Raw genomic sequence first — 25,693 nt, 5'->3', positions numbered from 1 at the left:
CAGCCAGCGCAAGCTCGATGCCATCGCGCGGGAGATGAACCTGCGTCCACGAGCCACCCTCGACTATCACTGTCCGGCGGAGATGCTCATGCGGGCACTGGGGCGCGATGACCTCGCTCAGGCCATCGATGATGCACTTCTAGATTGACACCGCCTAACCCAAAGAAAATGGCCTTGAGAGCCAAGGCTCGTAGCGATATGAAGGATAGAGCCTGACGACCGAGGTTAGCCGGGAAGCGCTCGTTACTACCTCGAACGAAGCCGCTACACCGCAACGCACCGAAGCGAAGAGGACTTAAAGCAGCTTCGTTGCACGGAGAGGGAATCTTGGGCGCGGCCATCCCTTCTCCCTCTCCCCTCCGGGCGACCCGAAGGTAGTCCCTGTGGGAGAGAGGGCTGGGGTGAGAGGCGGGTGCTCGCGATAGGGTTACCTACCTCTGTAGGAGCGCACCCAGTGCGCGACCGCCGCGTGGCGACGTACCTCGCCCTGCACACTCACGACGACCAGAGACCGAGGCAACCATGCCAGTCCGCGGTCGCGCACTGGGTGCGCTCCTACAACGAGGCCGCAGGCTTCGCGAAGCGATGTGCCGCGTAGCGGCACGAGCCTTCACCAAACCCCTGTGTGGCGGTGAGGGGTGGACGAACAGGCCCCGCAGGGGTGCCCGACAGGACGTCGGGCACTTTTCGTCCGGGCAGGAGCCCGGTCGAAAAGCCCGGCCGCCCCTCACGGACTGGTCGGGCGTAGCCCGGCCAGCGCCAAAGCGGGGTGCCGTTCTCTTTGGTTACTTTCTGACGCGAAGCTAATCCCTGTGGGACTTGGGCAAGCAAGAGAAAGTGACCCGGGCCGCGGCAGCGGCTCGGAAGCCCGCCGCAGACGAGCCCGATCGCGAAAACCCCACAGTTGAGCCGTCGTAAACCGAGCGCTTCGATAAAGCCGAAGAGTGAAGACCGCGGCGGGCGGCGATCGCGCACTGGGTGCGCTCCTACAAAAAAATGCGGAACGCGATGGACTGGGGCCAAGGGCCCGCGCACAGCCTGCACCCCACAAAGCCCCGAAAAGACCCGGCCCTTCCACCATCCCCAATGACTTCTGGCGTATGAAAACCCTCCCCCGCGCTCCCTAATCTGGGCGTCTTCGCGCCCCGCGCCCTCCAAAGGTTCCATCCTCCATGCGCAAGCTCCCTCTCGCCATTGCCCTGGCGGCACTGACCCTCGGCACCGGCGCCTATGCCGCGGACAAGCACGACAAGGACCAGAAGCCCGACGACAAGCCGGAGGCCGCGCTGCTGAAGCCGCAGTCGTCGGAGACCTCGGGCACGGTGAAGGTCGAGGGCAAGAGCATCGACTACAAGGCGGTAGCGGGTACGCTGGTGCTGCATGGCAGCGGCGACAAGGAGAACGAGCCACAGGTGAGCATGTTCTATGCCGCCTATTTCAAGAAGGGCGTGGAACCGGGCAAGCGGCCGATTACCTTCATCTACAACGGCGGCCCGGGTTCCGCCACGGTGTGGCTGCACATGGGCGCGTTCGGTCCCAAGCGCGTGGTGACCAGCGATGACTCGCATACGCCTGCCGCGCCCTACGGCCTGGTCAACAACGACTACAGCCTGCTCGATGCCTCCGACCTCGTCTTCATCGATGCGCCGGGTGCCGGTTTCAGCCGTCTGATCGCCGACGAGCAGGACAAGGGCAAGCGCGATGAGCAGATGAAGGAGCGCAAGAAGCAGATCTACGGCGTGGATGGCGACGGCCACGCCTTCGCGCAGTTCATCACGCAGTTCCTCTCCAAGTACAACCGCTGGAACTCGCCGAAATACCTGTTCGGCGAAAGCTACGGCACCACGCGTTCGGCGGTGGTGGCGAACATCCTGGAGAACGAGGACAGTGTCGACCTCAATGGCGTGATCCTGCTCTCGCAGATCCTCGCCTTCGACACCAGTATCGACGGCGCGGCCAACAATCCCGGCGTGGACCTGCCGTATGTCGTGGGCCTGCCCACCTACGCAGCCACCGCTTACTACCACCACAAGCTGCCGCAGCAGCCGGCCGCACTGGAACCGTTCCTGCGCGAGGTGGAACAGTTCGCGTTGACCGACTACGCCTCGGCCCTGATGGCCGGCTCGCGCCTGGATGACGCGCGCAAGCAGGCGGTGGCGCAGCGCCTGCATCAGTACACTGGCCTGCCGGTGGCCTACCTGGTGAAGGCCAACCTGCGCGTCGACGGCGGCATGTTCGAGCACGAATTGCAGGCCGACGGCGACATCACCACCGGCCGTCTGGACACCCGTTTCTCCGGTCCGTCGCTCGATCCGCTCAGCAAGTCGTCTGAATACGATCCGCAGTCCTCGGCGATCAGCTCGGCCTACGTGGCCGCGTTCAACGACTACGTGCGACGCGACCTGAAGTTCGGCGATGGCCAGAGCTACCGCCTGTTCGCCGACATCGACCACTGGGAATTCGCGCACAAGGCGCCGGGCGCCACCGAGTCGCTGCAGCAGTCCACCAACGTGATGCCCGATCTCGCCACGGCGATGAAGACCAACCCGAACCTGCGCGTGTCGCTGCATGGCGGTTACTACGATCTCGCCACGCCGTATTTCGCGGCCGACTACGAGATGCACCACATGCCGATCCCGGCGACGCTGCAGAAGAACATCTCGTACTCGTGGTACCCGTCGGGCCACATGGTCTATGCGCACGAGGATTCGCTGAAGCAGCTGCATGACAACGTGGCGCGCTTCATCGGCGAAACCGACAACGTCGGCAAGCACTGATCGGCCAGGTGCGGCGGACAACCGCCGCGCCTTCACGCCCGGCTTCCGGGCGCGGCGCTAGTCTCGCGAGACCCACTTTGTCGGAGTTCCCGCCATGAGTACCGAAGCCGTCGCCAAACGCCTGGTCGCCATGTGTCGCCATGGCCAGTTCGAGGAGGCGCAACATGAGCTGTACGCCAAGGATGCCGTGAGCACCGAGCCGGAGGCGGCGGCGAATGGCCCGCTGGGCAACGTGAAAGGCCTCGATGCGATCCTGGAGAAGGGCAAGCGTTTCCAGGCCGGCGTGCAGGAAATCCACGGCATTGAGGTGAGCGAGCCGCTCGTCGCGGGCAACTGGTTCACCATCACGATGTCACTCGACGTGACCATGAAGGAATACGGGCGCAACACCATGACCGAGGTCTGCGTGTACCACGTCAAGGACGACAAGATCGATTCGGAGCAGTTTTTCTACGATATGGGTTGAGGGTGCTCTTGCTCTCTGTAGGAGCGCACCCAGTGCGCGATGGGCCTTTGGGTCGGCAGAGGGTTATGGCGAAAGCCGATCTGCGGGATGTCCCGACGCCGCGATCGCGCACTGGGTGCGCTCCTACAGGTGCAGCGCGAGCCCAAACAAAAAGCCCCGCTCTCGCGGGGCTTTTTGCAACTTGCACCAGCGTAGTGCTCAGTCGATGTCGAGGAACGAACGCAGCTGTTCCGAGCGGCTCGGGTGACGCAGCTTGCGCAGCGCCTTGGCCTCGATCTGGCGGATGCGCTCGCGGGTGACGTCGAACTGCTTGCCGACCTCTTCCAGCGTGTGGTCGGTATTCATGTCGATGCCGAAGCGCATGCGCAGCACCTTCGCTTCCCGCGGGGTGAGGCCGGCGAGCACGTCGCGCACGGTTTCCATCAGGCCCGTTTCGGTAGCCGACTCGATCGGCGAGGACGCGTTGGTGTCCTCGATGAAGTCGCCCAGATGCGAATCGTCGTCGTCGCCGATCGGCGTTTCCATCGAGATCGGCTCCTTCGCGATCTTCAGGATCTTGCGGATCTTGTCCTCGGGCATGTCCATTTCCTTGGCCAGCTCCTCCGGCGTCGGCTCGCGGCCGAACTGCTGCAGCATCTGGCGGGAAATGCGGTTCATCTTGTTGATCGTCTCGATCATGTGCACCGGAATACGGATCGTGCGCGCCTGGTCGGCGATCGAGCGCGTGATGGCCTGACGGATCCACCACGTGGCGTACGTCGAGAACTTGTAGCCGCGGCGGTATTCGAACTTGTCCACCGCCTTCATCAGGCCGATGTTGCCTTCCTGGATCAGGTCGAGGAACTGCAGGCCGCGGTTGGTGTACTTCTTGGCGATCGAGATCACCAGGCGCAGGTTCGCCTCCACCATTTCCTTCTTGGCGCGGCGGGCCTTGGCCTCGCCGATCGACATCGTGCGGTTGATTTCCTTGATGTCGGTGAGCGGCAGGAACAGCTTGCGCTCGATGGCGCCCAGCTTGTCCTGTTCGGCGTCGATCGCTTCCTTGTGCGGCTTGATGTTCGGCGACCACTTCTGGCGCTTGCGGCCCAGCTCGTTCGCCCACTCGAGGTTGCCCTCGTTGCTGGGGAACGCCTTGAGGAACTCGGCCTTGGGCATCTTCACGTGCTTGACGAAGATGTCCATCAGCACGCGCTCGTGGTGACGGATGTCGTTCACCACTTCGCGCAGCTTGCGCACGAAGCCGTCGATCAGCGCGGACGGCAGCTTGAGCTTGAGGAACTCCTCAGCCATCTGGTCGCGCAGCTTGGTGACCTTCTTGTCATTGATGTCGGTGGCCTTGGCGGCCGCCTTCTGGAACTTGCCGTAGTAGTCGCGCAGCAGCTCCATGCGGCGCTTGACCTCTTCCGGGTCCGGACCGGTCGGACCGGCTTCTTCGTCTTCGCCCGCAGCCTCGTCGTCTTCTTCCTCGACCTCGGCATCGGAGTCGTCCACCGCGGCGTCAGCCAGGGCGGCCTGGGCAGCATCGGCGGCTTCTTCCAGGTCGGCGAAGCCGGCCAGGATCTCGCTCAGGCGGCGCTTGCCGTCCAGGTGCTGGTCGTATTCCTCGAGCAGCAGCTCGATGGTCAGCGGGAAGCTGGCGAGCGCGGTCTGCACCTGGCCCAGGCCTTCCTCGATGCGCTTGGCGATGGCGATTTCGCCCTCGCGGGTCAGCAGCTCGACCGTGCCCATCTCGCGCATGTACATGCGGACCGGGTCGGTGGTTCGGCCCACTTCGGAGTCGACGGCCGACAGCAGCGCCACGGCTTCTTCGGCGGCGGCTTCATCGTCGGTGGACGCGCCCGGGGCGGTGTCCGACAGCGGGTCGGCATCCGGCGCGGCGTCGTGCACTTCGATGCCGACGCCCTTGAGCACCGCCATGATGTCTTCGATCTGCTCCGGATCGACGATGTCGTCGGGCAGGTGGTCGTTGATCTCGGCGTAAGTCAGGTAGCCCTGCTCCAGACCCTTGGAGATGAGCGCCTTGATTTCAGACTGTTGCTCAGGAGCTTTGCTATTCATACCTACCGCCGCGTATGCAGGAACCGATCAGTATACCCATGTGATGCTTTTTTGACCAGTTTTCAAGTGAAATTAACGGAACGGCCGACACGCAAAAATCGCGCCAAATAGGCATCTTCCGGGGATTTTCTCGACGAGGAAGGAGGTGCGCGGTGCGGACCGGCGGTCATGGTGTCTCCAGCCAGAAAGTGACCGGACCATCGTTGACCAGATGCACCTTCATATGGGCACCGAAGCGACCGATTTCCACCCTGGGGTGCGCGGCACGCGCCAGTTCGACCAGCCGATCGAACCAGCGCCGGCCTTCCTCGGGCGTCGCCGCGCTGGTGAAGCTGGGGCGCATGCCGGAACGGGTGTCGGCGGCGAGGGTGAACTGGCTGACCAGCAGCAGCTCGCCGCCGGTGTCGACCAGCGAGCGGTTCATGCGGCCCTGCTCGTCGGCGAACACGCGATAACCGAGCAGCCGTTCGAGCATGCGTTTCGTGCGCGGCTCGTCGTCGCCGGGCTGCACGGCGACCAGCGCCAGCAGGCCGGGGCCGATGGCTCCCACGGTTTCGTTGTCGACATCCACGCGGGCGGACAGGACGCGCTGAATCAGGGCGATCATGGAAGGCATAACGGCTGGAGTGGCCGGAAGCTTAGGGCCTGGCTACCAGCGGCGGTAGCCTCGGGCGCAGGAATGGAAGCGGCGGCGACGTCACCGAACCGTGAAGCGGCACGGCGGCCGGTTACACTGCGGCGCTCATGCGATTCGACATCACCCTCCTCTATCTCGTCCTGCGTCTGCTCGGAAAGCTGCCCCTGCACACGCTGCACGGCTTGGGCGCGGCCATCGGCCGGTTCTCCCTGTGGCGCCATAGCCGGACCGCGCACATCACCTCGGTCAACCTGCGCATCGTCCGGCGCGGACTCGACGAAGCCGCCCACGCGGCGCTGCTGCGCAGCGTGATGGAGGAAAGCGGCAAGTCGGCCATCGAGATCGCCGGCATCTGGGGGCGTGACGCCGAGCGCGCGCTCGACCTGGTGCGCGACGTGCGCGGCGAGGCGCTGTTCGACGCCGCGCTGGCTGCCGGCAAGGGCGTGATCATCGCCGCGCCGCACCTGGGCTGCTGGGAGTTGCTGAACTACTGGCTGTGCCGCAAGACGCCGATGGCCATCCTCTATCGCCCCCCGCGCATCGCCGCGGTGGAGGGCCTGCTGCGCAAGGTGCGCGGCGCGCTGGCGCCCGAGCAGGTGCGCGCCGAAGGCGCGGGCGTGCGCACGCTGTACAAGCGGCTGGCCGCGGGCGGCACCGTCGGCATCCTGCCCGACCAGAAGCCGCGCGCGGGCGAAGGCGAGGTCGCCCCGTTCTTCGGCCAGCAGGCGCTGACCATGGTGCTGCTGCCGCGGCTGGCGGCGCGCACCGGCGCCACCGTGCTGTTCGCGTTCGCCGAGCGGTTGCCGCGCGGCGAGGGGTTTCGCATCCACCTGCTGCCCGCACCGGCGGGGCTGGACGACGCGGACCTGGCCGTCGCCTGCCGCGCCCTCAATCGTGGCGTGGAGCAATGCGTGGAACTGGCCTTTACGCAGTACCAGTGGCATTACAAGCGTTATTCGGCGGACGCCTGGCGTAGCCCGTACGACTGAGCAAGCCTCCTTCGGCGCCGTCATGCCGGCGCAGGCCGGCATCGCCTTGCCTGAGTGCCAGGGTTTCGCGGGAGCGGTCATCAAGTACCGCGCGAAAAACACGCATCGCCGCCACTGGGTGGCTCGCTTCGGTCGCTGCCCTTCAGGTGTTCTGCGCGCTTCGCGCTCGTCCGACCGGTGCCGGAATGACCGCACGTTTGCGGGCTACGGGTTCTCGATCCGCCGCAGGAACACCGTCATTTCTTTCTCGGCTTGCTTGTCGCCGCGCGCTTGCGCCACAGCCATGCCTTGCCGCCAGGCCTCGGCGGCGCCCGCCCTGTCGTCCAGCGCCAGGAGGGCCTTGCCCAGCAGTTTCCAGGCCGCCGAATAGTTCGCATCGAACGCCAGCGCCCGCTTCAGTTCGGCCGCCGCGCCCGCCGCATCGCCCGCGCCAAGCAACGCGTTGCCAAGCGAGAAGCGCAGCAACGCGCCATCGCGTGGGCCGCCGCATTGCGCTCGCAGGTTGGCGATCAGCGTGTCGTTCATGGGCTTACTGCAGGGCGCGGAAGCGCCATTCGTCGACCTGGTAGATCCGCGTCGGATGCGGCGGCTCGGCCGGCACGCGGCCGGCACGCAGGTCCGCCAGCGACTTGGCCGGCCAGATCACCACCCACGAGGAGCGGAACGGCTGCACCAGCAGCGGGTAGCGCAGGTCGGTCGGCTCCAGCTTCTCCGGACGGGCCACGACCAGGCCGTCCGGATGCTCCTGCGCGAACTTCTGCAGGGACTCACCCTCGCTCAGCCGCTCGATCGGACGGGTGATGCGGCCTTCGAAGTGGAACTGGCCCTCGTAATTGCCCAGGTAGCCGATCGCCCGACCTTCGGCATCCGCAGCGCCCAGCAGGTGTGCGGACGGACGCAGGTCGAAGTTCTGCCACATGGTCAGGGTAAACAGCGTATTGAGCGCCAGCGTGCCAAGCAGGCCGGCAAAGGCGAGTCGACGTACTTCGCCGCGGCCGCGCACCAGCAACAGGCCGCCGAGCAGCACGAACACGATGCTGAAGAAGCGGCTGTAGCGCTGCGTGCTGTCGAACCATTCGCCGTGCAGGTCGTTGTGCGCCACCAGCACCGGCAGCACGAACAGGAACACGCCGAACAGGATGCCGCCCACGCCCAGTGGCCAGGTGCCCAGCCAGGCATTGTTGGCGAGCTGCGCACGCTGGTCGCGCAGCACCGCGACCGCGCCGGCGATGAGCAAGGCCGCACCGGCGAATTCCGGCAACGGGTAGTACAGCTGCTTGCCGCTGATGAAGGAGAAACACAGCATCACCGGCAGCAGCCAGCACAGCGCGAAGCGGATGCCGCTGTCGAGCGGTCGACGCAGCGTGATCAGCGCCGCCCACGCGCGCGGCCAGCCGCTGAACGGGAACAGCAGCGCCGGGATCATCGGCAGGTACCACCAGAACGGGCGGGCGTGGTCGAACGCATCCACCACGCGGCCGGCGGTCTGGGTGAAGAACAGCCGCTGGCGGTAGGCCTCGCCACCGGAGAAACCGGCCGGCAGCGCCCACGCCAGCAGCATCGCGCCGCCCAGCAGCAGGGCCAGCACGCCACGGCCGTACCAGCGCGCGCGGTTGTCACGGGCCCAGTCGTTCCACAGCGGGCCCAGCAGCCACGGGAAGGCGATGTGCAGGAACATCACCGGACCCTTGGTCAGCAGGCCGGCGCCGACGCACAGGCCGAACAGCACCCAGCGCGGCTCCGCGCGCTGCGGCTTGGGCGTGAGGCACAGCAGGGAGGCCAGCACGCAGACGGCCAGCAGCACCTCGTACATGATCTGCAGGCCGAACAGGAACGCATAACCCAGCGCCAGCAGCATCCACGGCGCGCCCTTGGCCACCCACGGGCGGTTGGGGAACAGCCGCGTCGCCAGTACCGAGACCAGCACCAGCTGCGCGCCGCCGAAGATCACTTCCAGCACGCGCGGCCAGATGTCGTTGACGCCAAACACCGCCCAGCCGGCGTGGATCAGCCAGAACAGCAGCGGCACCTTCTCGCTGTACGGCTGGCCATTGATGTGCGGCACCAGCCAGTGATGGTGGTTCCACATCTCCCACGCGACGGCAAGCGTGCGGGTGGAGTACAGCGGCATCGGACCGTGCGAGAAGATCGCCAGCAAAGCGGCCAGGGCCCACAGTGGCAGCCAGGGCCAGAGGGAGCGCAGGTGTTCGGAGCGGCTGTAGCTGCTGGATGCCACGGGCAGTCTTCTTGATGGTGTTGAGACGATTCTATCCCGAGCCGCGCAGGCCGGTCCGAACGGGAATTCAGGGAGTGCAAGAGGGCCGTGCTTCGCTCCGCCCCGGACCCTCATCCGCCTGCGACCGAAGGATGTCCCGTGGGGCCGGTACCTTCTCTCCCACAGGGACTACCTTCGGGTCGCCGGAGGGAGAAGGGTTCAAGGGTCAGGCTCAACTTTTATCGGGGGAAGAGCTCGAGCGTCAGCCCCTCTCCCCTCGGGAGAGGGGTTGGGGTGAGGGTACGGGCCCCTCTCAGTCCTGACGCTTCAGACCGGCCCCCAGTAGCCGATGCGCCGCCGAATCTTCAGCTTCCGCCAGAAATTCCACGGCTTGCGGCGGCGGTTGCGGCCGCCGGCGGCGATGAAGCCATCGATGGCCTTCAGGATGCGCTCGCTGGAGTGGCCGTCCCGGTAGGGATGGATGGCGTCGCCATACTCGCGGATGGCCTGCATCAGCTCGGGCGGCCGCGCCAGCGCCCGCTCGATCGCCGGCTCGAACTGCGCCACCTCGTCGATATCGATCAGCTGCGGACCCGGGCGGCGGTTCTTGAAGGTCACCACCGGCTTGCCGGTGAGCAGGAACTCGTTGAGCGCGGATGAGGTGTCCGAGCACATCATGTCGACCTGCGGGAACAGTTCGAGGATGTTGTCGTTCTCGGCGAAGCTCAGGTACTCGTTCTGCAGCGCCTTGAACTTGGCCGTCGTCTCCGGATTCATCTTCGGATGGAAGGTGACGATCCAGCGCCAGCGGCCGTCGCGCGAAAGGCGCTTCACCTCTTCATACAGCGTTTCGGCCGCGCTCCACGACGGCGAGAAGGTGGAGTGGTAAAGGATCACGGGCGGTTGGCGCACCGGCGGGATGGGGCCGCTGATCTGCTTCATGAAAGGGTCGAGCTTGGGAAAGCCCGTTTCCACCACCGAGAAATGGCCCACGCGGTCGGCGATCTCGTTGAACTTCGCCGTGTCGCGCGGGCCCGTGGTGCAGTACAGGTCAAAGAAGCCGCGCACGTAGATGTGACGCGGCTTGCCTGCGTCGAAGCCGTGGAAGGTTTCCACCTTCACGCCCGGAAAAAAGTGCGGCACGGCATTGCTGGAAGTGATCACCGCGCGCGCCTTCCACGCGCGCACCTCCTGCACGGTGAGCAGGCGCTCGCCCTCCACCAGGTCTTCCGCGCCGGGGCCATCGAAGAACCAGGCGGCCTCGTCGCCGCGCGCGCGGATGGCTTCCTGCACCGGACGGAGGATGGCCAGCGCGTAGCGCTCCGAGCCGTAGAGTAAATAGTGCTGCTTGCTCATCGATCGATACCGTGGCGAATCAGGGCGTCCGCGGCGCTTTCCAGCGAAGCGGGGTTGCGGCGCATCTCGTAGTAACGCATGCGCTTGTAGGCCGCGTACGAGGCAGCTGTCTGGGCGATTACGAAGCCGCGCCAGCCGTCGAGAAAGGCGAGGCGGAAGAAGTAATCCTTGATGAAGGCCAGCAGATACACGAACGGTGTCTGCCACATGCGCACCGGCTTGTTCTTCTCCAGCCAGTCGCGGCACTTCAGCTCCGCGTAGCGCAGCACCTTGATCTGCTTCTGCGGCAGGCTCGGGTTGTTCTCGTGGTTGAAGCGCGCATGCAGCGTCACCGACGGGCCATCGAACACCAGCGACTCATGCACGCGCACGTCCTTCCAGCGCGCGCGGTCGCGGTGGAACAGGCGGGCCATCTTCTCGCCCATCGACGGCAGGTACCAGCGCATCGGCGCGCCCATGTAGATGGTGGCGCGGCGCAGGATCACGGCGCTGTTGTCGCTGGCCATCAGCTCGGGCAGGCGGCGCTCCAGTTCGGCGGCCAGTTCCGGCGAGAGGTATTCGTCGGCATCCAGCGCCAGGATCCAGTCATGGCTGCACTGGGTGGTGGCGAAGTTGCGCTGCGCGCCGAAACCCAGCCAGTCCTGGTGCACCACGCGCGCGCCGTGCGCCTGCGCGATGGCGACGGTGTCGTCCGTGCTGCCGCTGTCGATCACCAGCTTCTCGGCCGCGAACGGCACGCTGTCGAGGCAGCGGGCGATGCTGTTCGCCTCGTTGTAGGTGATGACCACGAGGGTGAGGGGGAAGGTAGGCATGGCGAGATTCTAGAGGCGGCAGGAAGGCCAAGGCCACGCATTCCGCTGGACGGGCCGCCATGACGCGGGTATTACCCGGTCAGAGCAACTGCTGCAGCGCCGCGTCCAGCCGTGCCCCGAAACCTTGCTGGTTGTCCACGTACCAGCCGCGGGCGGCAGCGCCCAACTGCTCCCATTCGGCCTGTTCCATGCGACGGCAGCGCTCGACGGCGGCCTCCAGTGCGACCTCGTCGAACAGGTAACGGATGGCGAGGTTGAGTGGGCCGTCCGGGGTCGCCGCGACCGGTACGCCGCGCGCGGCCGTGACCAGTTCGTTCATGGGCGGCGCATCGCAGGTCAGCACCACGGCGCCGCAGCTCAAGGCCTCGACGATGTAATGGCCCCAGCCTTCCGTCTCGGACAGGCACAGGTGGAACGCGTGGCTGTTCTGCAGCGTGCGGATCTCGGCGATGTCGGCCACGTATTCGCGGCGATGCACGATGTTGGCCGCCGAAAGGTCGACATCCGGACCGACGCCCGGCGCCTGCAGCACGTGCAGCACGGGCCATTCGGGATGCCGCCGCCATGTCGCCAGCAGGCGCTCCGTGCCCTTCATCCGGCTGGCACCGGCCAGATGCAGGAAGGTGGGCTGGCGTTCGCGGGCGGGCTGCAGGCAATCGGTGCTGTGGAAGCCGATCGGCAGCGTGCGCACGCCCAGCCGCTGGAAGATCCCGGTCGCTTCGCGCGTCTTGGTGAGCACGACGTCATAGCGCGCCAGTTGCTTGCGGTCGCGCTGGGAAAACCATTCCGGATTGGGGATGAACGCATTGAGCCGCGCCAGCGGCAGGTGCTCGGGGCTGGCGTGTTCCAGCGTGATGTTGAGGTCGTACCGAGGTGCCTTGCGGCTGGCGCTCCAGCGCAGGGCAAGCTTCTGCCACCAGCGGCGCTTTCGCGGCGCGCTGGCCGGCGTGAAGCTCACCTCGTGGCCCAGCTCGCGCAGCGCGTCGCGCAGCAGGCGGATGTCATGGCTCAGGCCACGGTTGTTGTCCCACGCAATGAGGTTGATGCGGGCCATGGAGTCGCGCTGAAAGGTGGAAGTGGCACCGGCGCCATGACGGCGCGGTCAGGCTCCGGTCGCGCGCAGGCGGCTGATCTGCACCGTCATGCCCAGCACCAGGAAGAAAAACAGCGAATGGGGCATGGAACGATAGAACACATTGTCGGTCAGCCCGCACAGCACATACATCAGCACCGTCAGCAGGCCGATCATGGCCGAGATGGCCACCGCGTCATCCCGGTCGAACACACGCCGCGCGAACAGCACCAGCGGCATGCCGAACAACAGCAGCAACAGGATCAGCCCGGGCACGCCGCCGGCCACCGCCGCCTCCAGGTATTCGCTGTGCGGGTGTTCGTACTTGGCGATGGAATCGCTGGCCAGGCCAAGCTTCACCTGCGATTGCGTGTACTTGCCGAACTGGTCGATGCCCACGCCGGTCACGGGGTGCTCGACGAAGGCCCGCGTGGCGACCCGCCACATTTCCAGGCGTTCGCGCACGGCACCCTGCGTATCGTTGCTGCTGTACGTGCGCACTTCATGGCCGATCGCGTCGAAGCGGGCCACGATCTCGCCCCGCATCAGCAGCACCGCCCCCGAGGCCACCAGCACGGCGCCCGCCAGCACGACCAGGGGTGCGCGCCACTGCCGCGTGCGATAGATCGAGCAGCCGATCACCAGGGCGAACACGGGGACGCAGGCCAGCAGCGGGCCTCGGCTCTGCGTCAGCAGCGCGCCGAACATGCCGAGCGCGGCGCAGAGCGCATGGAAGACGCGTTCCGTCAGCGCGAGCTGCGGCCGCAGCAACTGGACCACGCTGCTCAGCGACAGCACCAGCATGAACATGGCCAGCTCGATCACGCCCCAGTCGCCGCCATCGATGCCCGAGGCGCGCTCGGCGCCCTGGAAATAGTGCTGGTAGATGCAGACCAGGCCGAGCACCGCCGCCGTCATGCTCAGCCCGCGCCAGAACCACGCCATCCGCAGTGGCCGGGTAAAGACGGCGGTGATGCCGAGGAACAGCAGGATGTGCGAGGGCAGGTCGAACTCGTTCCAGTGCAGGCCATGGCCCAGGATGTTCGCCGCCGCGAACAGCACGGCGGCCCAGCACAACCACGTGATGGGGCGCGCCCCGCGATAGATGGCGCGGGCCGTCCGGTCGGCGATCAGCAGATACAAGCCATAGAAGAACAGCACGCCCACCAGGGTCACCTTGGCCCGGCCGGGAGTCGCGAATGAGAGCGGAAGCAGCGCAAGCAACAGCGTGGATACCAGCGGGGCAGTACGCGCGGCCACGGTGGCAGGTGCAACTTCTCTCATTCCATCCTCGATCAATTCCGGCCAGCGAAGCCAGTCCTACGCCGTGCATACCGACGTGGCTGCTGCTCCACTCATGCCGAAGGGAACAGGAATCCGCCTGTACAATCTATGACATTCTATGGGGAAAACCCGATCCTTCCCCTAGTACAAGAGAGATAGGGTTCATATCCCGGCAGATTCCTGCGGCGGGTTCGTTGTCTTTCCTTGAGGCTTGGGCGTGAAGCTCTTATTCACCAACTTCCACTCGGGTGATGGTGGGGGTCACACCACGTACATCCGCACGCTGGCCGCGGCGCTGGCGTCGCGCCACGAGATTCACGTCGCCGCCCCGCCCGGCAGCCGCCTCAACCACGAGGCGCGCGCGCTGCCCGGCGTGTTCGTGCTGGACCAGCCCTTTCCCAATGGCCTGGGCCGCTGGCGCGCCCGGCGGCGTGCCCGTTCGCAGCTGGCGGACTACCTGCGCACGCACGCCTTCGACATCGTCCACGTGAACGGTTCGGCCGACCACCGGCTCGTGCTGTCGGCGATGCCGGCGAGCCGGCCCGCCGTGGTCTGGACCAAGCACAACTCCAAGCCGGTGCGCGGCATCGGCCATTGGCTGCGTGCGCGTCGCACCGACCAGGTGATCGCCGTGTGCGATGACACCCGCCGCGAACTGGCCACGACGGCCTATCGGCGGTGCCGCCTGTCGACGGTCCACAACGGCATCGACATCGAGCACTGGTCGCCCCGGCCGACCGGCGAGGCAGTCGGGTTGCGCGAACGCTGGGGCGTGGACGGTGACATGCTGCTGCTGGGCAGCAATGCCGGCACCGCAGCCTACAAGGGCTGGATGGATCTGCTGGAGGCTGTCGCCACGCTTGTGCCCGAGCTGCGACATCGCCTGCGTATCGTGATCGCCGGCGTGCCGCCCAAGGCCGCCGAACGCGAGCGCGTCGCGGCGCTGGGCCTGCAGGACACGGTGGTGTTCCCGGGCGTGCTCACCGATCCGCGGCCGATGGTGGCGGCGCTCGATGCGGGTTTCGTACTGTCCTACGACGTCGAAACCATCTCCTTCGCATGTCGCGAAATGATGGCGATGGGCAAGCCGGTATTGCTCAGCGACTACGCCGGGCTGCCCGAGAACCTGGAGCCGGGCAAGGATGGCTGGCTGGTGCCGGTGCGCGACCGGGCGGCCATCGCCGCTGCCGTGACGTCCATCCTGGAACAACGCGCATCGCTGCCCGCCATGGGCGCGGCCGCACGCGCGCATGCCGAGCGCGACTTCGGGCTGCCTTTGTTCGTCCAGCGCACCGAGGCGATCTACCAGGCACTGCTGGCCGGATAGCCAGGACGGTCGCCACGTGCGGCGCCGCCCCTGCATGCTTACTCGTCGACGGCGGCCGCCGGCAGGCGATCGATGCTCTCGTCCGGCAGACAGCCCGGGGTCACTGCATCGGCCTTGAACATCCACCACTCGCGACGATTCGCGTGGCCCAGGCTGATCGCCTTGCTGCGGTCCACGCACTGCCCCATCACCGGGTCGAGCACGAACAACCAGCGATGCGCGGGATCCTGTGCCTGCCACTTCACGCCGGCGGCGTACTGGTCGTGCCACGGCTGGGTGAAGCCGAAATCGACCGCTGGACGGTTGAGCATCAACAGGTTCTGCTCCTTCCACGCCACCATGCCGAGCTGGTCGCCGGCAGGTAGGCGGTCGCGCACTTCCTGCATCACGCCCGCGGCGGAACTGGAATCGTTGAGGATCGGATACGCCCAGAACCCCAGCACCAGCCACATCGCCACCATGCCGCCAGCCACCGCGGCCACGGCGCGGCGCACGCGCAGCGCGGCGACCAGCAGCAACAGGATGGCGCCGAGCGTGGTGCCCATCCACCACAGGGCGCGTCCGCCGTCCTCGAAGCCGCGGGCGATGGCGAAATTGGTGGTGGCCTTCGGATGCACCGCGAGCCCGGCGATGCCCATGACAAGCATCGCCGCACCCATCACGCCGATGAAGACCAGCCCGGCGATGCGCAGCCAGCGCTTGTGCAGCAGCTCGCCGAGGTACGGCGCGGTCACCAGTGCCAGCATCGGCAGCGCCGGCATGATGTAGACGTCGCGCTTGCCCTTGGGGATGGAGAAGAACACCAGCAGCAGCACGATCCAGCCCAGAGGCAGCAGGATCCGCGCATCCTTTTCCTTCAGTGCGCGCCACCAGCGCGGCAGCGTGCCCGGGTAGGTCAGCGACAGCGGCAGCCAGGTGAACAGCACGATCGGCACGTAGTAGAGCGTGTTGTGGTGGTGATCCCACGACTTGCCATAGCGCCCCGCCGTCTGGTGGAACAGGATGTCGTTGACGTAGGCGGCGTAGGCCGGGTCGTTCGCGTGGGCCTTCGCGCCCAGCAGCATGGGCACCAGCCACACCGCGATCGCCGCCAGCACGGCGACCAGTCCCAGCACCCAGCGCCACCACGCGCCCGCGCCCATGCGCGCCACGCCGTTCCACTGGCCGAAGCTGGCGACGAGGTAGGGCACCAGCATCAGCAGCGCGAGCACACCCACGCCCTTGGTGATCACGCCCAGTCCCGCGCAGAAGCAGCCGAACCAGAATGCCCGCCAGTTCGGCCCCTTGAGCAGGTGCACCAGCAGGCCCCAGTTGGCCGCGGTGATGTAGAACATCACCAGCGGATCGATCTGCGCACGCTTGGTCTGGTAGACGAACTGGAACGTGATCAGCAGCGCCGAGGCGGCATACAGGCCCACCTGGCGGTTCCACAGCCGTCGGCCGAGGTCGTACACGCACAGCAGGCAACCGAGCGCGGCCAGCAGCGACGGCAGCAGGAACGCGATGCGCCAGTTGCCGATCACCTTGTAGCTGGCGGCCTCCAGCCAGAACAGCATCGGCGGCTTGTCCGAATACAGCTCGCTGCCGCGATGCGGGAACAGCCAGTCGCCGCTCTCCACCATTTGCTTGGCGGCCAGCGCGAAGCGCGGCTCGTCCGACGGCCAGGGATCGCGCAGGCCGATGCCGGCGCCGATCACCACCAGGGCGATCAACAAGAGCAGCCAGAACTGGCGGCGTTCCTGCGTGGTGGCTTGGGAGGTGGTGAGCATGCGTGGATTCCGGAGGCGGCGTGGCCGCGTCACAAGCAGTTCCAAAGCGTAACGGGCCGCCGCTTATGGCGTGCTGAGCCGCGTGGGCATGGCGGCCATGCGCGCGGCGCGCAAAGCGGCGGCTTCAGGACTTCTCGAGGACCGCATAGTACATGCCGTCGAGGTCACCATCGCCGGGCAGCACCTGCCAACCCACCGCCGCCGGCTGTCCCGCGGGCAACGAGAAGCTTGCGGCGCGCGCGTCCTGGCGGCCTTCCAGCCAGCCGTTCACCACGGCCTCGTTCTCGTCACGCAGCAGCGAACAGGTGATGTAGACGAGCTTGCCGCCCGGTGCGAGCAACGGCCACAGCGCCTCCAGGATGCGCCGTTGCTGGGCGGCCAGCGGCGCGATGTCGCTGTCGCGCCGGTGCAGGCGCACGTCGGGCCGGCGGCGCATCACGCCGGTGGCGGAGCAGGGAGCATCGATCAGGATGCGATCAAAGGGCTTGCCATCCCACCACGCGGACGGATCGCCGGCGTCGCCGATGACGATGTCGGCCGTGAGGCCCAGGCGTTCGAGATTCTGCGTGATGCGCTGCGCGCGCTTGGGCTCGAACTCCAGCGCGGTGAGCGCGATGTCCTCGCGTTCCAGCAGGTGACAGGCCTTGCCGCCCGGCGCGGCGCAGGCATCGAGCACGCGTTGCCCGCTGCGAAGATCCGCCAGGTCGCCCGCGATCTGCGCGGCGCCGTCCTGCACGGCGAACTCGCCGGCGGCAAAGCCGGGCATGCGCGTGACGTCGCTGCTGTGCGGAAGCACGATGCCATCCGCCAGCCATGGGTGCGCGTCCACCGTATAGCCATCCAGACGCAGGCGCTCCATCAGCGACTCGCGATCGGTGCGCCGGCGATTCACGCGCAGCATCAGCGGCGGCTCGAGGTTGTCCGAGGCCATCACGGCATCCGCCTGCGCGGGCCAGTCGCGCGCAATGGCTTTGGCGAGCCACGCCGGGTGTGCATGGCGCGTCTGCGGTTTCGCATCGAGCGCGGCCAGCAACTCGGTGCGCTCGCGCTGCCAGCGGCGCAGCACCGCATTGACCAGCCCTGCGAACCGCGGTCGCTGCAATGCCCTGGCGGCCTGCACGGTCGCCGCCACGGCGGCATAGTCGGGCAGCTGCAGGATCTCCAGCTGCACCAGCCCCAGCACCAGCAATGCGTGGATGGCCGGTTCCTTCTGGCGCAGCGGCTTGTCGAGCAGGCGATCCAGTGCCGCATCGAAACGCAGCCACCAGCGCGCACCGTCGCTCAGCAACGCCATCAACAGGGCGCGGTCACGCGCGTCGGGCAACTTGGGCGCGTAACGCTCCATGGCGTCACGCAGCGAAGCGCCGCGCAGGGCGACATCGGCAAGGGCCTGGGCGGCGAGGGCGCGGGTGTCGGTCATGGGGAAGAAAGTAGCGGAGAGGGGTGAGAAGCGGGAGTAAAGGCGAAAGCCCTCATGGCCGTCATTCCGGCGCAGGCCGGAATCCAGTAGCGGCACGGCCAGGCTGTCGCGAGGGAACCGACTTGTACGCTTTGGCGATCACCCAGCGATATCTCCATTGGATGACCAGCCTTCGGCTGTTGCGAAGCGCCTCCGGCCTGCGTCGGAATGGCGGCTATGAAGCGTCGCGGGTTCTCATGGCATTGAGGTAGTCCGCCGCCGTGACGCGCTTGCCGCCGGCGCGCTGCAGCGCCGTCACGCGCAAGGCGCCTTCACCACAGGCGATGTCGATGCCGTCGCGAGCCATGTTCAACACACTGCCGGGCGCGGCGCCAGGCTGCCCGTCGATGGCTCGTGCGGCCCAGATACGCAGCGTTTCGCCCGCCACCTCGCCTTCGGCCACCGGCCACGGATCGAACGCGCGCACCTGGCGTTCCAGCTCGATCGCCGGTCGTGCGAAGTCCAGCCGCGCCTCGGCCTTGTCCAGCTTGTGCGCGTAGGTGACGCCCTCTTCCGGCTGCGCACGCGAAGCCAGTGTTTCGCCCGCCATCACGCGGGCCAGGCCTTCGGCGAGCACGTCCGCGCCAAGCGCGGCGAGGCGGTCGTGCAGCGAGCCGCCGGTGTCGTCGCGCGAAATCGGCGTACGGCGTTCCAGCAGTACCGGGCCGGTGTCGAGACCTGCCTCCATCTGCATCAGGTCGACGCCGCTCTCGGCATCGCCCGCGAGGATGGCGCGCTGGATCGGCGCGGCACCGCGCCAACGTGGCAGCAGGCTGGCGTGCACGTTCCAGCAGCCCAGGCGAGGCATCGCCAGCACCTTGCGCGGCAGGATCAGGCCATAGGCCACCACCACCATCAGGTCAGGTTTGTAGCCAGCGAGCGTCGCCTGCGCTTCAGCGGATTTCAGCGATTCGGGTTGCTCGACCGGAATGCCGGCCGCAACGGCAGCCTGTTTCACCGGGCTCGGCGTCAGCTTGCGGCCGCGACCCGCGGGGCGATCGGGCTGCGTATAGACGGCCACCACCTCGGCGCCGCTGGCGCGGCAGGCTTCAAGGCAGGGAACGGAAAAGTCGGGGGTGCCCGCGAAAACGACGCGCAGCTTCAAGCGCTGGCCGCCTGCTTGCGTTGCTTCTCCAGGCGCTTGAGCAGCATGGAGCGCTTGAGCGGCGACAGGTAGTCCACGAACACCTTGCCGGCGAGGTGGTCCATCTCGTGCTGGATGCACACGGCCAGCGGGCCTTCGAACTCGCGTTCGATGGTATTGCCGTCCACGTCCTGCGCCTTGACCTTCACCTTCAGCGCGCGCGTCACGTCCGCATAGATGCCGGGAAACGACAGGCAGCCTTCCTGATAGACCTGCGCGCCGTCCTTCGCGACGATCTGCGCGTTGATCAGCACCAGCGGCTCATTGCGCTCCTCGCTCATGTCGGCGACCAGCACCTGCTGGTGCACGTTGACCTGGGTGGCGGCCAGTCCCACGCCGTTGGCTTCGTACATGGTCTCGAACATGTCGGCCACGAACTGCTTGAGATCCGCGTCGAAAACGCGCACGGGCTCGGCCTTGGTGCGCAGGCGGGGGTCGGGGAATTCGATGATGGTCAGGACGGACATGGCTTTACCTCAGGCGCTCAAACTGCGGGCAATTTGGTGAAAACCAAGCCCGCGCGCGATCTAGAATGCGCCTTATTGTACGCCGCCAAACCCTCGGAAGGCATGCCGTTTTGCCAACTGGACACGGTTGCGTGAACAAGTGGTTCGGTTACACTCGCCCGAGCGTCGGGGGATGGGGGATTCCCGTTTATGATCAGAAAGTCCATTGGGCTGCTGGCCGGCATGCTGGTCACGGTGGCTGTTTACGCTGCGGGTGCGCAATTGCGCGCCGATCACCCCGATACCTATACGGTGCGCAAGGGCGACACGCTCTGGGCGATCTCTGCACGCTTCCTGTCCAAGCCGTGGCTATGGCCCGAGATCTGGCAGGCGAACCCGCAGGTGCAGAACCCGCACCTCATTTATCCGGGTGACGTGCTCAACCTGTCCTTCATCAATGGTCCGCGCGTGGGTCTGCAGCCGCGCGTACGCACCGAAGGCGAGCCGATTCCCGCGATTCCGCTGTCCGACCTGCGCATGTTCCTCAAGGAAATGCGCGTGCTCGACACCAACCAGGTGAAGTCGCTGCCGTACGTGGTGGGCTTTGAAGAAGCCGACCTGCGTGGCACCGTGGGCCGCAACGTCTACGTGCGCAACCTGCAGGCCGAGCCGGGCCAGCGCGTCGCCATCGTTCGCCCGTCGCAGACCTTCCGCAATTACAACGGCAGCAAGGGCCGCGACAACGGCGGCGACCTGCTGGCGCATCCGCTGGACAGCGACGTGTCCACCGTGCGCACGCCGTGGTACGAGGAATCGCGCAACGACGGCTACTACGGCAAGGGCGAGGACATCGGCACCGAAGTCAGCGTGATCGGCACCGCCGAAGTGCTGCGCACCGGCGATCCGACCACCCTGCTGCTGCTCGACTCCACGCTGGAGATCCGCAAGGGCGACCGCATCCTGCCGATCGACGACAAGCCGTACGACCCGTACTACTACCCGCATGCGCCGAAGTCGCTGCCGGGCAACGCGCGCGTGATCGCATTCGCCGATGCCCACGACGCGGTCGGGCCGCGCCAGGTGGTCGCGCTGAACATCGGCGCGCAGGACGGCGTGGAGAACGGCCAGACCTATTCGATCTACCAGCCGGGCGAATCCATTCCCGACGACGTGGCCAGCAACAGCTGGAACCGCGGCACCGGCAAGAGCGTGACGCTGCCGCAGGAGTTCGTCGGCCACGTGATGGTGTTCCGCACCTTCGATCGCGTGAGCTACGGCCTGATCATGGACGGCCTGCGCCCGGTGCATAAGCACGACAAGCTCGAACTGCCGGAGTAAGCCTCGCGGCAATGGATGACAGAACGGCGCGGTCATGACCGCGCCGTTTCTTTTTGTGGCCGCCCCTAGGCTTGGCGGCCATGATCGATACCGACTTTTTCCGTGCGTGGCTGATCCTGCTGCGTACGCCCGGCCTCGGGCCGGCAGGCCTTCGCGAGTGCCTGGCCGGCCAGGCCGGCGACATCCATGCGGCGCTGCGGTCCCTGAGCGCGCAGTCCGACTCGCTGCCCGATGCCGCCCGCGACTGGCTGCGGCACCCCTGCGAAAAGCGCCTCGCCGCGGACCTGGCCTGGCTGGACCAGCCAGGCCATCGCCTGCTGTGCTGCACCGACGAGGATTTCCCGCCATTGCTGGAAACCATCCCGCAACCGCCGGCTGCCTTGTTCGTGGCCGGCAGTGCAGAGCTGCTGCTTCATCCTCAGGTAGCCATCGTGGGTGCGCGTGCTTCGACCCTGAGCGGCCGCACGCATGCCCGGGCGTTCGCCCAGGCCTTGGGGCGGGCAGGCTTTGTCGTCGCCAGCGGCATGGCGGACGGGATCGACGGTGCGGCACATGAGGCGGCGCTGGATGCCGGGCTGCCGACCGTGGCGGTGATCGGCACCGGGCCGGACCGTGTCTACCCGCGCAAGCACCACGCGCTGGCCCGCCGCATCGCATGGCAGGGGGCGCTGGTCAGCGAATTTCCGCCCGGAACGCCGGCCCGGGCGGACCACTTCCCGCGCCGCAATCGCCTGCTGTCCGGGCTGGCGCTGGGCACCCTGGTGGTGGAAGCCGGCCTGCCTTCCGGCTCACTGATCACGGCCCGGCTGGCGGCCGAACAGGGGCGGGAGGTATTCGCCCTCCCCGGTTCCATTCATAATCCGCTCGCGCGCGGCTGCCACCAGTTGATTCGCGATGGCGCACGGCTGGTTGAGACAGCTGGCGAAATCGTGGACGCACTGGCGCCAGCCGCGGTGGCGCTGGGCCGGGAGCTGGCCAGCCGGCTTGACGATCCCACCGATCCCGCGCCGGCCGCACCAACGGATGCGGCCGGCCAGATCGTGCTGGATGCGCTCGGGCATGGCCCCATGGCGCTCGACGAGCTGGCAGGTCGCGTGGCTCAGCCTGTCGCCGGCCTGACGACTGCGTTGTTGTTGCTGGAACTGGACGGCAAGGTCGAAGCCCTGCCCGGCAATCGCTACCAGCGGTTGCCGGGCTAGCCAAAGCCGTACCGCCACTCGTTTTCACATGGCCGAGCTTGACGAGGTTGAGTCGGCATGCCTTTAACTAAATATAGAGGCCGGCCCCGGATGGGCGGCCATTGATGGCGGATACCGAGTTTCATGGCAAAAAACCTGCTTATCGTCGAGTCGCCGGCCAAGGCCAAGACGATCAACAAATACCTCGGCAAGGACTTCCAGGTCCTGGCCTCCTACGGTCACGTGCGTGACCTCAAGCCGAAGGAAGGGGCCGTCGACCCCGACCACGGCTTTGCCATGGCCTACGAGGTGATCGATCGCAACGAGAAGCACGTCGATGCCATCGCCAAGGCAGCCAAGGTGGCTGACGACATCTATCTCGCGACCGACTTGGATCGCGAGGGTGAAGCCATCTCCTGGCACATCAGCGAGATCCTCAAGGAGCGCGGCCTGACCAAGGGCAAGCAGCTCCATCGCGTGGTGTTCTCCGAGATCACGCCCAAGGCGATCAAGGCCGCCGTGGCGGCGCCGCGCCAGCTCTCGCTGGACATGGTCGATGCGCAGCAGGCGCGTCGCGCGCTGGATTACCTGGTGGGCTTCAACCTCTCGCCGGTGCTGTGGCGCAAGGTGCAGCGCGGACTCTCCGCCGGCCGCGTGCAGTCGCCGGCGCTGCGCATGATCGTGGAGCGCGAGGAAGAGATCGAGGCGTTCAAGGCGCGCGAATACTGGACCGTCGAGGCCGCGCTGCGCCATGCCGAGGGCGACTTCACTGCCCGCCTCACCAAGCTCAACGGCAAGAAATTCGAGCAGTTCGACCTCACCAACGAACACGACGCGATGGCCGCGCGCGCGGCGTTGAAGGAGGCTGCGCATGGCCGCCTCACCGTCAGCGAAGTGGGCAGCAAGGAGCGCAAGCGCCGTCCGGCGCCGCCGTTCACCACCTCCACGCTGCAGCAGGAAGCCGCGCGCAAGCTGGGCTTCTCCACCAGCCGCACGATGAAGATCGCGCAGGGCCTGTATGAAGGTGTCTCGCTGGGCAGCGAGGGTAATGTCGGCCTGATCACCTACATGCGTACCGACTCGGTCGCGCTGTCCGAAGACGCCGTGGGCGAGCTGCGCGAGCTGATCGCGCGCGACTTCGGCCGCAAGGCGCTGCCGGATCATCCGCAGACCTACAAGGCCAAGTCCAAGAATGCGCAGGAAGCGCACGAAGCGGTGCGCCCGACCTCGGCCATGCGCACGCCGCGCGAGGTGGCGTCGTTCCTCAACGACGAGCAGCGCAAGCTGTACGAGCTGATCTGGAAGCGCACCGTCGCCTGCCAGATGATCCACGCCACGCTCAACACCGTGTCGGTGGACTTCGACCTCAAGCACGTCGCCGGCGGCGATGCCGCGTTCCGTTCGACCGGCACCACCGTGGTCGATCCGGGCTTCCTCGCCGTGTACGAAGAAGGCCGCGACCAGAAGAGCGCGGACGATGACGACGAAGGCCGCCGCCTGCCGAAGCTGGACGTCGGCGAGCAGGTCGCGCTGCACGACATCGTGGCCGACCAGCACTTCACCGAGCCGCCGCCGCGCTATTCCGAAGCGAGCCTGGTGAAGACCCTGGAGGAATACGGCATCGGGCGTCCGTCCACCTACGCCAGCATCATCCAGGTGCTGCTCAACCGCGAATACGTGTTCCTCGACAGCCGCCGCTTCAAGCCCACCGACGTGGGCCGCGCGGTGAGCAAGTTCCTCACCTCGCATTTCACGCGCTACGTCGATTACGACTTCACCGCCAAGCTCGAGGACGAGCTGGACGCGGTGAGCCGCGGCGAAGAGGCGTGGGTGCCGCTGATGGAGCGCTTCTGGCAGCCGTTCAAGCAGCAGGTGGAAGAGAAGACCGAAACAGTCGATCGCAGCGAAGCCACCGGCGCGCGCGAGCTCGGCACGGATCCGAAGACCGGCAAGCCGGTGTCGGTGCGGCTGGGCCGCTACGGGCCGTATGCGCAGATCGGCGACAAGGACACCGACGAGAAGCTGCAGTTCGCCAGCCTGCGTCCCGGCACGAGCATGCACACCATCACGCTGGACGAGGCGCTGGAGCTGTTCAAGCTGCCGCGCAAGCTCGGCCAGGCCGAGAACGGCGACGAGGTGAGCGTGGGTGTGGGCCGATTTGGTCCGTTCGTGAAGCAGGGCAGCACCTATGCCTCGCTCAAGGCCGAGGACGATCCGTACACCATCGAGCTGCCGCGCGCCCTGCAGATCGTGCAGGAAAAGCTGGAGATGATCGCCAACCGCATCATCAAGGACTTCGGCAACGGCGTGCAGGTGCTCAACGGCCGCTTCGGCCCGTACATCACCGATGGCGAGAAGAACGCGCGCATCCCGAAGGACCAGGAGCCGAAGGAGCTGACCGAGGCCCAGTGCATCGAGCTGCTCGCCGCGGCGCCGGTCAAGAAGGGCCGTGGCGCGTTCAAGAAGGCGGCGGCGAAGAAGGCGCCGGCCGAGAAGAAGCCGGCGACGAAGAAGGCCACGGCCAAGACGGCGACCGCCAAGAAGGCGGCGACCAAGAAGGCCGCAGCGACGAAGAAGACGGCTGCCAAGAAGACGGTCGCCAAGAAGACCACGGCAAAGAAGGCCACGGCCAAGAAGGCGGCCAGCAAGAAGACGACCGCCTGAGTGGCGGTCCGCTTCACCCTCGACGAGCTTGATGCCGCCGCCGCGCTGCTGCGCCGCGGCGGTGTGCTCGCCTATCCCACCGAGGCCGTGTTCGGCCTTGGCTGCGATCCGCATGACCGCGCCGCGTTCGAGCGCATTTTCGCGCTCAAGCAGCGCCCGGCCACCCAGGGCGTGCTGCTGATCGCGGCGGATTTCGCCCAGGTCGAGCGCTACATCGACCTGGCGGCCGTACCATCCGACGTACTCGCCCAGGTGCAGGCCAGCTGGCCCGGTCCTCACACCTGGATCTTCCCTCGCTCCGCGGCCGTGCCCGACTGGGTCGCCGGCGCCCATGCCGGCATCGCTCTGCGCGTGACTGCCCATACCCCCGCCGCCGCGCTTTGCCAGGCCTTCGGCGGCGCGCTGGTATCCACCAGCGCCAACCCCCACGGTGAGGCGCCGGCCCGCAGTGCCGCCATGCTCGATACGTATTTCGGCGACCGGCTCGACGGCCTGCTCGACGCCCCCCTGGGCGATCAGCAAAAGCCTACGGTCATCCGCGACGCCATTTCAGGCGCTATCATCCGATCCTGATTGAGGTTGTTCGGTTCGCCAGATCTTGCGAATCATGAACGACCTCCGCATGCCACAGGCCGCCGGTAAAGGCGGATTCAGTGGCTGCCCTGAGGATGGGGACCTCGTGGGCTCTCGGTGTTTACGTCC

The 25,693-nt window shown here is 66.8% G+C and carries 20 protein-coding genes and 1 pseudogene; 9 read left to right on the top strand and 12 right to left on the bottom strand.

Annotation, left to right across the window (positions count from 1 at the left end):
• The 3 genes and pseudogenes from CA260_RS21545 to CA260_RS20210 all read left to right on the top strand — a co-directional run.
• Positions 1-148, top strand: a pseudogene (locus tag CA260_RS21545) (IS30 family transposase); the annotation flags it as partial.
• A gap of 1,024 nt (positions 149-1,172) precedes the next feature.
• Complete coding sequence (locus CA260_RS20215) at positions 1,173-2,777, top strand: S10 family peptidase (protein WP_111984858.1); 1,605 nt, start codon at positions 1,173-1,175, stop codon at positions 2,775-2,777.
• Between the two features lie 94 nt (positions 2,778-2,871).
• Entirely contained in the window at positions 2,872-3,243 is a 372-nt protein-coding gene (locus tag CA260_RS20210) for a nuclear transport factor 2 family protein (protein WP_111984857.1), read from the top strand.
• Between the two features lie 198 nt (positions 3,244-3,441).
• Here the strand turns inward: CA260_RS20210 and rpoD are convergent, their stop codons facing one another.
• Positions 3,442-5,301: an RNA polymerase sigma factor RpoD gene (rpoD, locus tag CA260_RS20205; protein WP_111984856.1), complete on the bottom strand. Its 1,860-nt coding sequence runs from the start codon at positions 5,299-5,301 to the stop codon at positions 3,442-3,444.
• Between the two features lie 166 nt (positions 5,302-5,467).
• Complete coding sequence (dtd, locus tag CA260_RS20200) at positions 5,468-5,908, bottom strand: D-aminoacyl-tRNA deacylase (RefSeq protein ID WP_111984881.1); 441 nt, start codon at positions 5,906-5,908, stop codon at positions 5,468-5,470.
• A gap of 137 nt (positions 5,909-6,045) precedes the next feature.
• Between dtd and CA260_RS20195 the strand changes: the two genes are divergently transcribed.
• Complete coding sequence (locus CA260_RS20195) at positions 6,046-6,927, top strand: lipid A biosynthesis acyltransferase (protein WP_111984855.1); 882 nt, start codon at positions 6,046-6,048, stop codon at positions 6,925-6,927.
• 204 nt (positions 6,928-7,131) lie between these two features.
• Here CA260_RS20195 and CA260_RS20190 read toward each other — a convergent pair whose 3' ends face one another.
• The 6 genes from CA260_RS20190 to CA260_RS20165 all read right to left on the bottom strand — a co-directional run bounded on the left by CA260_RS20190 (position 7,132) and on the right by CA260_RS20165 (position 13,666).
• Positions 7,132-7,452: a hypothetical protein gene (locus CA260_RS20190; RefSeq protein WP_111984854.1), complete on the bottom strand. Its 321-nt coding sequence runs from the start codon at positions 7,450-7,452 to the stop codon at positions 7,132-7,134.
• 4 nt (positions 7,453-7,456) lie between these two features.
• The gene (locus CA260_RS20185; protein WP_111984853.1) at positions 7,457-9,163 is read right to left on the bottom strand and encodes an ArnT family glycosyltransferase; all 1,707 of its coding nucleotides are present in this window, start codon (positions 9,161-9,163) and stop codon (positions 7,457-7,459) included.
• A gap of 306 nt (positions 9,164-9,469) precedes the next feature.
• Positions 9,470-10,498 (bottom strand): CDP-glycerol glycerophosphotransferase family protein, encoded by a 1,029-nt coding sequence (locus CA260_RS20180; RefSeq protein WP_111984852.1) that lies wholly within the window; start codon positions 10,496-10,498, stop codon positions 9,470-9,472.
• Positions 10,495-11,310: a glycosyltransferase family 2 protein gene (locus tag CA260_RS20175; protein ID WP_111984851.1), complete on the bottom strand. Its 816-nt coding sequence runs from the start codon at positions 11,308-11,310 to the stop codon at positions 10,495-10,497. Before CA260_RS20175 ends, CA260_RS20180 begins: the two co-directional genes overlap by 4 nt.
• A 79-nt stretch (positions 11,311-11,389) precedes the next feature.
• Complete coding sequence (locus CA260_RS20170) at positions 11,390-12,364, bottom strand: glycosyltransferase (RefSeq protein ID WP_111984850.1); 975 nt, start codon at positions 12,362-12,364, stop codon at positions 11,390-11,392.
• 48 nt (positions 12,365-12,412) lie between these two features.
• Positions 12,413-13,666, bottom strand: a complete 1,254-nt coding sequence (locus CA260_RS20165) for an O-antigen ligase family protein (RefSeq protein ID WP_111984849.1) — start codon at positions 13,664-13,666, stop codon at positions 12,413-12,415.
• Positions 13,667-13,883: 217 nt separating this feature from the next.
• Between CA260_RS20165 and CA260_RS20160 the strand changes: the two genes are divergently transcribed.
• Positions 13,884-14,993, top strand: coding sequence for a glycosyltransferase (locus CA260_RS20160; protein WP_111984848.1), 1,110 nt, complete (start codon positions 13,884-13,886; stop codon positions 14,991-14,993).
• Between the two features lie 38 nt (positions 14,994-15,031).
• Here CA260_RS20160 and CA260_RS20155 read toward each other — a convergent pair whose 3' ends face one another.
• The 4 genes from CA260_RS20155 to def all read right to left on the bottom strand — a co-directional run bounded on the left by CA260_RS20155 (position 15,032) and on the right by def (position 19,832).
• On the bottom strand, positions 15,032-16,762 hold the full coding sequence (locus CA260_RS20155) for an ArnT family glycosyltransferase (protein WP_111984847.1): 1,731 nt from the start codon (positions 16,760-16,762) through the stop codon (positions 15,032-15,034).
• Between the two features lie 124 nt (positions 16,763-16,886).
• A complete protein-coding gene (gene rsmB, locus CA260_RS20150) occupies positions 16,887-18,182 on the bottom strand; it encodes a 16S rRNA (cytosine(967)-C(5))-methyltransferase RsmB (protein ID WP_111984846.1) in 1,296 nt (431 codons plus the stop codon).
• 214 nt (positions 18,183-18,396) lie between these two features.
• Complete coding sequence (gene fmt, locus CA260_RS20145) at positions 18,397-19,326, bottom strand: methionyl-tRNA formyltransferase (protein ID WP_111984845.1); 930 nt, start codon at positions 19,324-19,326, stop codon at positions 18,397-18,399.
• Positions 19,323-19,832 (bottom strand): peptide deformylase, encoded by a 510-nt coding sequence (def, locus tag CA260_RS20140; RefSeq protein WP_111984844.1) that lies wholly within the window; start codon positions 19,830-19,832, stop codon positions 19,323-19,325. Before def ends, fmt begins: the two co-directional genes overlap by 4 nt.
• Positions 19,833-20,021: 189 nt before the next feature.
• On the opposite strand from def, the gene CA260_RS20135 reads away from it, so the two are divergent.
• The 4 genes from CA260_RS20135 (at position 20,022) to CA260_RS20120 (ending at position 25,564) form a co-directional block, all read left to right on the top strand.
• Positions 20,022-21,149 (top strand): LysM peptidoglycan-binding domain-containing protein, encoded by a 1,128-nt coding sequence (locus CA260_RS20135; protein WP_111984843.1) that lies wholly within the window; start codon positions 20,022-20,024, stop codon positions 21,147-21,149.
• Between the two features lie 80 nt (positions 21,150-21,229).
• On the top strand, positions 21,230-22,348 hold the full coding sequence (gene dprA / locus CA260_RS20130) for a DNA-processing protein DprA (protein WP_111984842.1): 1,119 nt from the start codon (positions 21,230-21,232) through the stop codon (positions 22,346-22,348).
• 123 nt (positions 22,349-22,471) lie between these two features.
• Positions 22,472-24,991 carry a DNA topoisomerase I gene (locus CA260_RS20125; protein ID WP_111984841.1) on the top strand — a complete coding sequence of 840 codons (2,520 nt, stop codon included), beginning with the start codon at positions 22,472-22,474 and terminating at the stop codon, positions 24,989-24,991.
• Positions 24,992-25,564, top strand: coding sequence for an L-threonylcarbamoyladenylate synthase (locus CA260_RS20120; protein WP_111984840.1), 573 nt, complete (start codon positions 24,992-24,994; stop codon positions 25,562-25,564). It abuts the gene before it with no gap.
• Positions 25,565-25,693 lie beyond the last annotated feature (129 nt).

Source organism: Dyella jiangningensis (assembly GCF_003264855.1).
In the GTDB taxonomy this organism is placed as follows: domain Bacteria; phylum Pseudomonadota; class Gammaproteobacteria; order Xanthomonadales; family Rhodanobacteraceae; genus Dyella; species Dyella jiangningensis_C.
The sequence above is the reverse complement of the archived record's forward strand: the minus strand, read 5'-3'. Positions and strand labels throughout refer to the sequence as shown.

Excerpts from the sequence above, each read along its gene's own strand:
- CA260_RS20215 (WP_111984858.1), top strand. The coding sequence starts at position 1,173 with ATGCGCAAGCTCCCTCTCGCCATTGCCCTGGCGGCACTGACCCTCGGC.
- CA260_RS20210 (WP_111984857.1), top strand. The coding sequence starts at position 2,872 with ATGAGTACCGAAGCCGTCGCCAAACGCCTGGTCGCCATGTGTCGCCAT.
- rpoD (WP_111984856.1), bottom strand. The coding sequence starts at position 5,301 with ATGAATAGCAAAGCTCCTGAGCAACAGTCTGAAATCAAGGCGCTCATC.
- dtd (WP_111984881.1), bottom strand. The coding sequence starts at position 5,908 with ATGATCGCCCTGATTCAGCGCGTCCTGTCCGCCCGCGTGGATGTCGAC.
- CA260_RS20195 (WP_111984855.1), top strand. The coding sequence starts at position 6,046 with ATGCGATTCGACATCACCCTCCTCTATCTCGTCCTGCGTCTGCTCGGA.
- CA260_RS20190 (WP_111984854.1), bottom strand. The coding sequence starts at position 7,452 with ATGAACGACACGCTGATCGCCAACCTGCGAGCGCAATGCGGCGGCCCA.
- CA260_RS20180 (WP_111984852.1), bottom strand. The coding sequence starts at position 10,498 with ATGAGCAAGCAGCACTATTTACTCTACGGCTCGGAGCGCTACGCGCTG.
- CA260_RS20175 (WP_111984851.1), bottom strand. The coding sequence starts at position 11,310 with ATGCCTACCTTCCCCCTCACCCTCGTGGTCATCACCTACAACGAGGCG.
- CA260_RS20170 (WP_111984850.1), bottom strand. The coding sequence starts at position 12,364 with ATGGCCCGCATCAACCTCATTGCGTGGGACAACAACCGTGGCCTGAGC.
- CA260_RS20165 (WP_111984849.1), bottom strand. The coding sequence starts at position 13,666 with ATGAGAGAAGTTGCACCTGCCACCGTGGCCGCGCGTACTGCCCCGCTG.
- CA260_RS20155 (WP_111984847.1), bottom strand. The coding sequence starts at position 16,762 with ATGCTCACCACCTCCCAAGCCACCACGCAGGAACGCCGCCAGTTCTGG.
- rsmB (WP_111984846.1), bottom strand. The coding sequence starts at position 18,182 with ATGACCGACACCCGCGCCCTCGCCGCCCAGGCCCTTGCCGATGTCGCC.
- def (WP_111984844.1), bottom strand. The coding sequence starts at position 19,832 with ATGTCCGTCCTGACCATCATCGAATTCCCCGACCCCCGCCTGCGCACC.
- CA260_RS20135 (WP_111984843.1), top strand. The coding sequence starts at position 20,022 with ATGATCAGAAAGTCCATTGGGCTGCTGGCCGGCATGCTGGTCACGGTG.
- dprA (WP_111984842.1), top strand. The coding sequence starts at position 21,230 with ATGATCGATACCGACTTTTTCCGTGCGTGGCTGATCCTGCTGCGTACG.
- CA260_RS20125 (WP_111984841.1), top strand. The coding sequence starts at position 22,472 with ATGGCAAAAAACCTGCTTATCGTCGAGTCGCCGGCCAAGGCCAAGACG.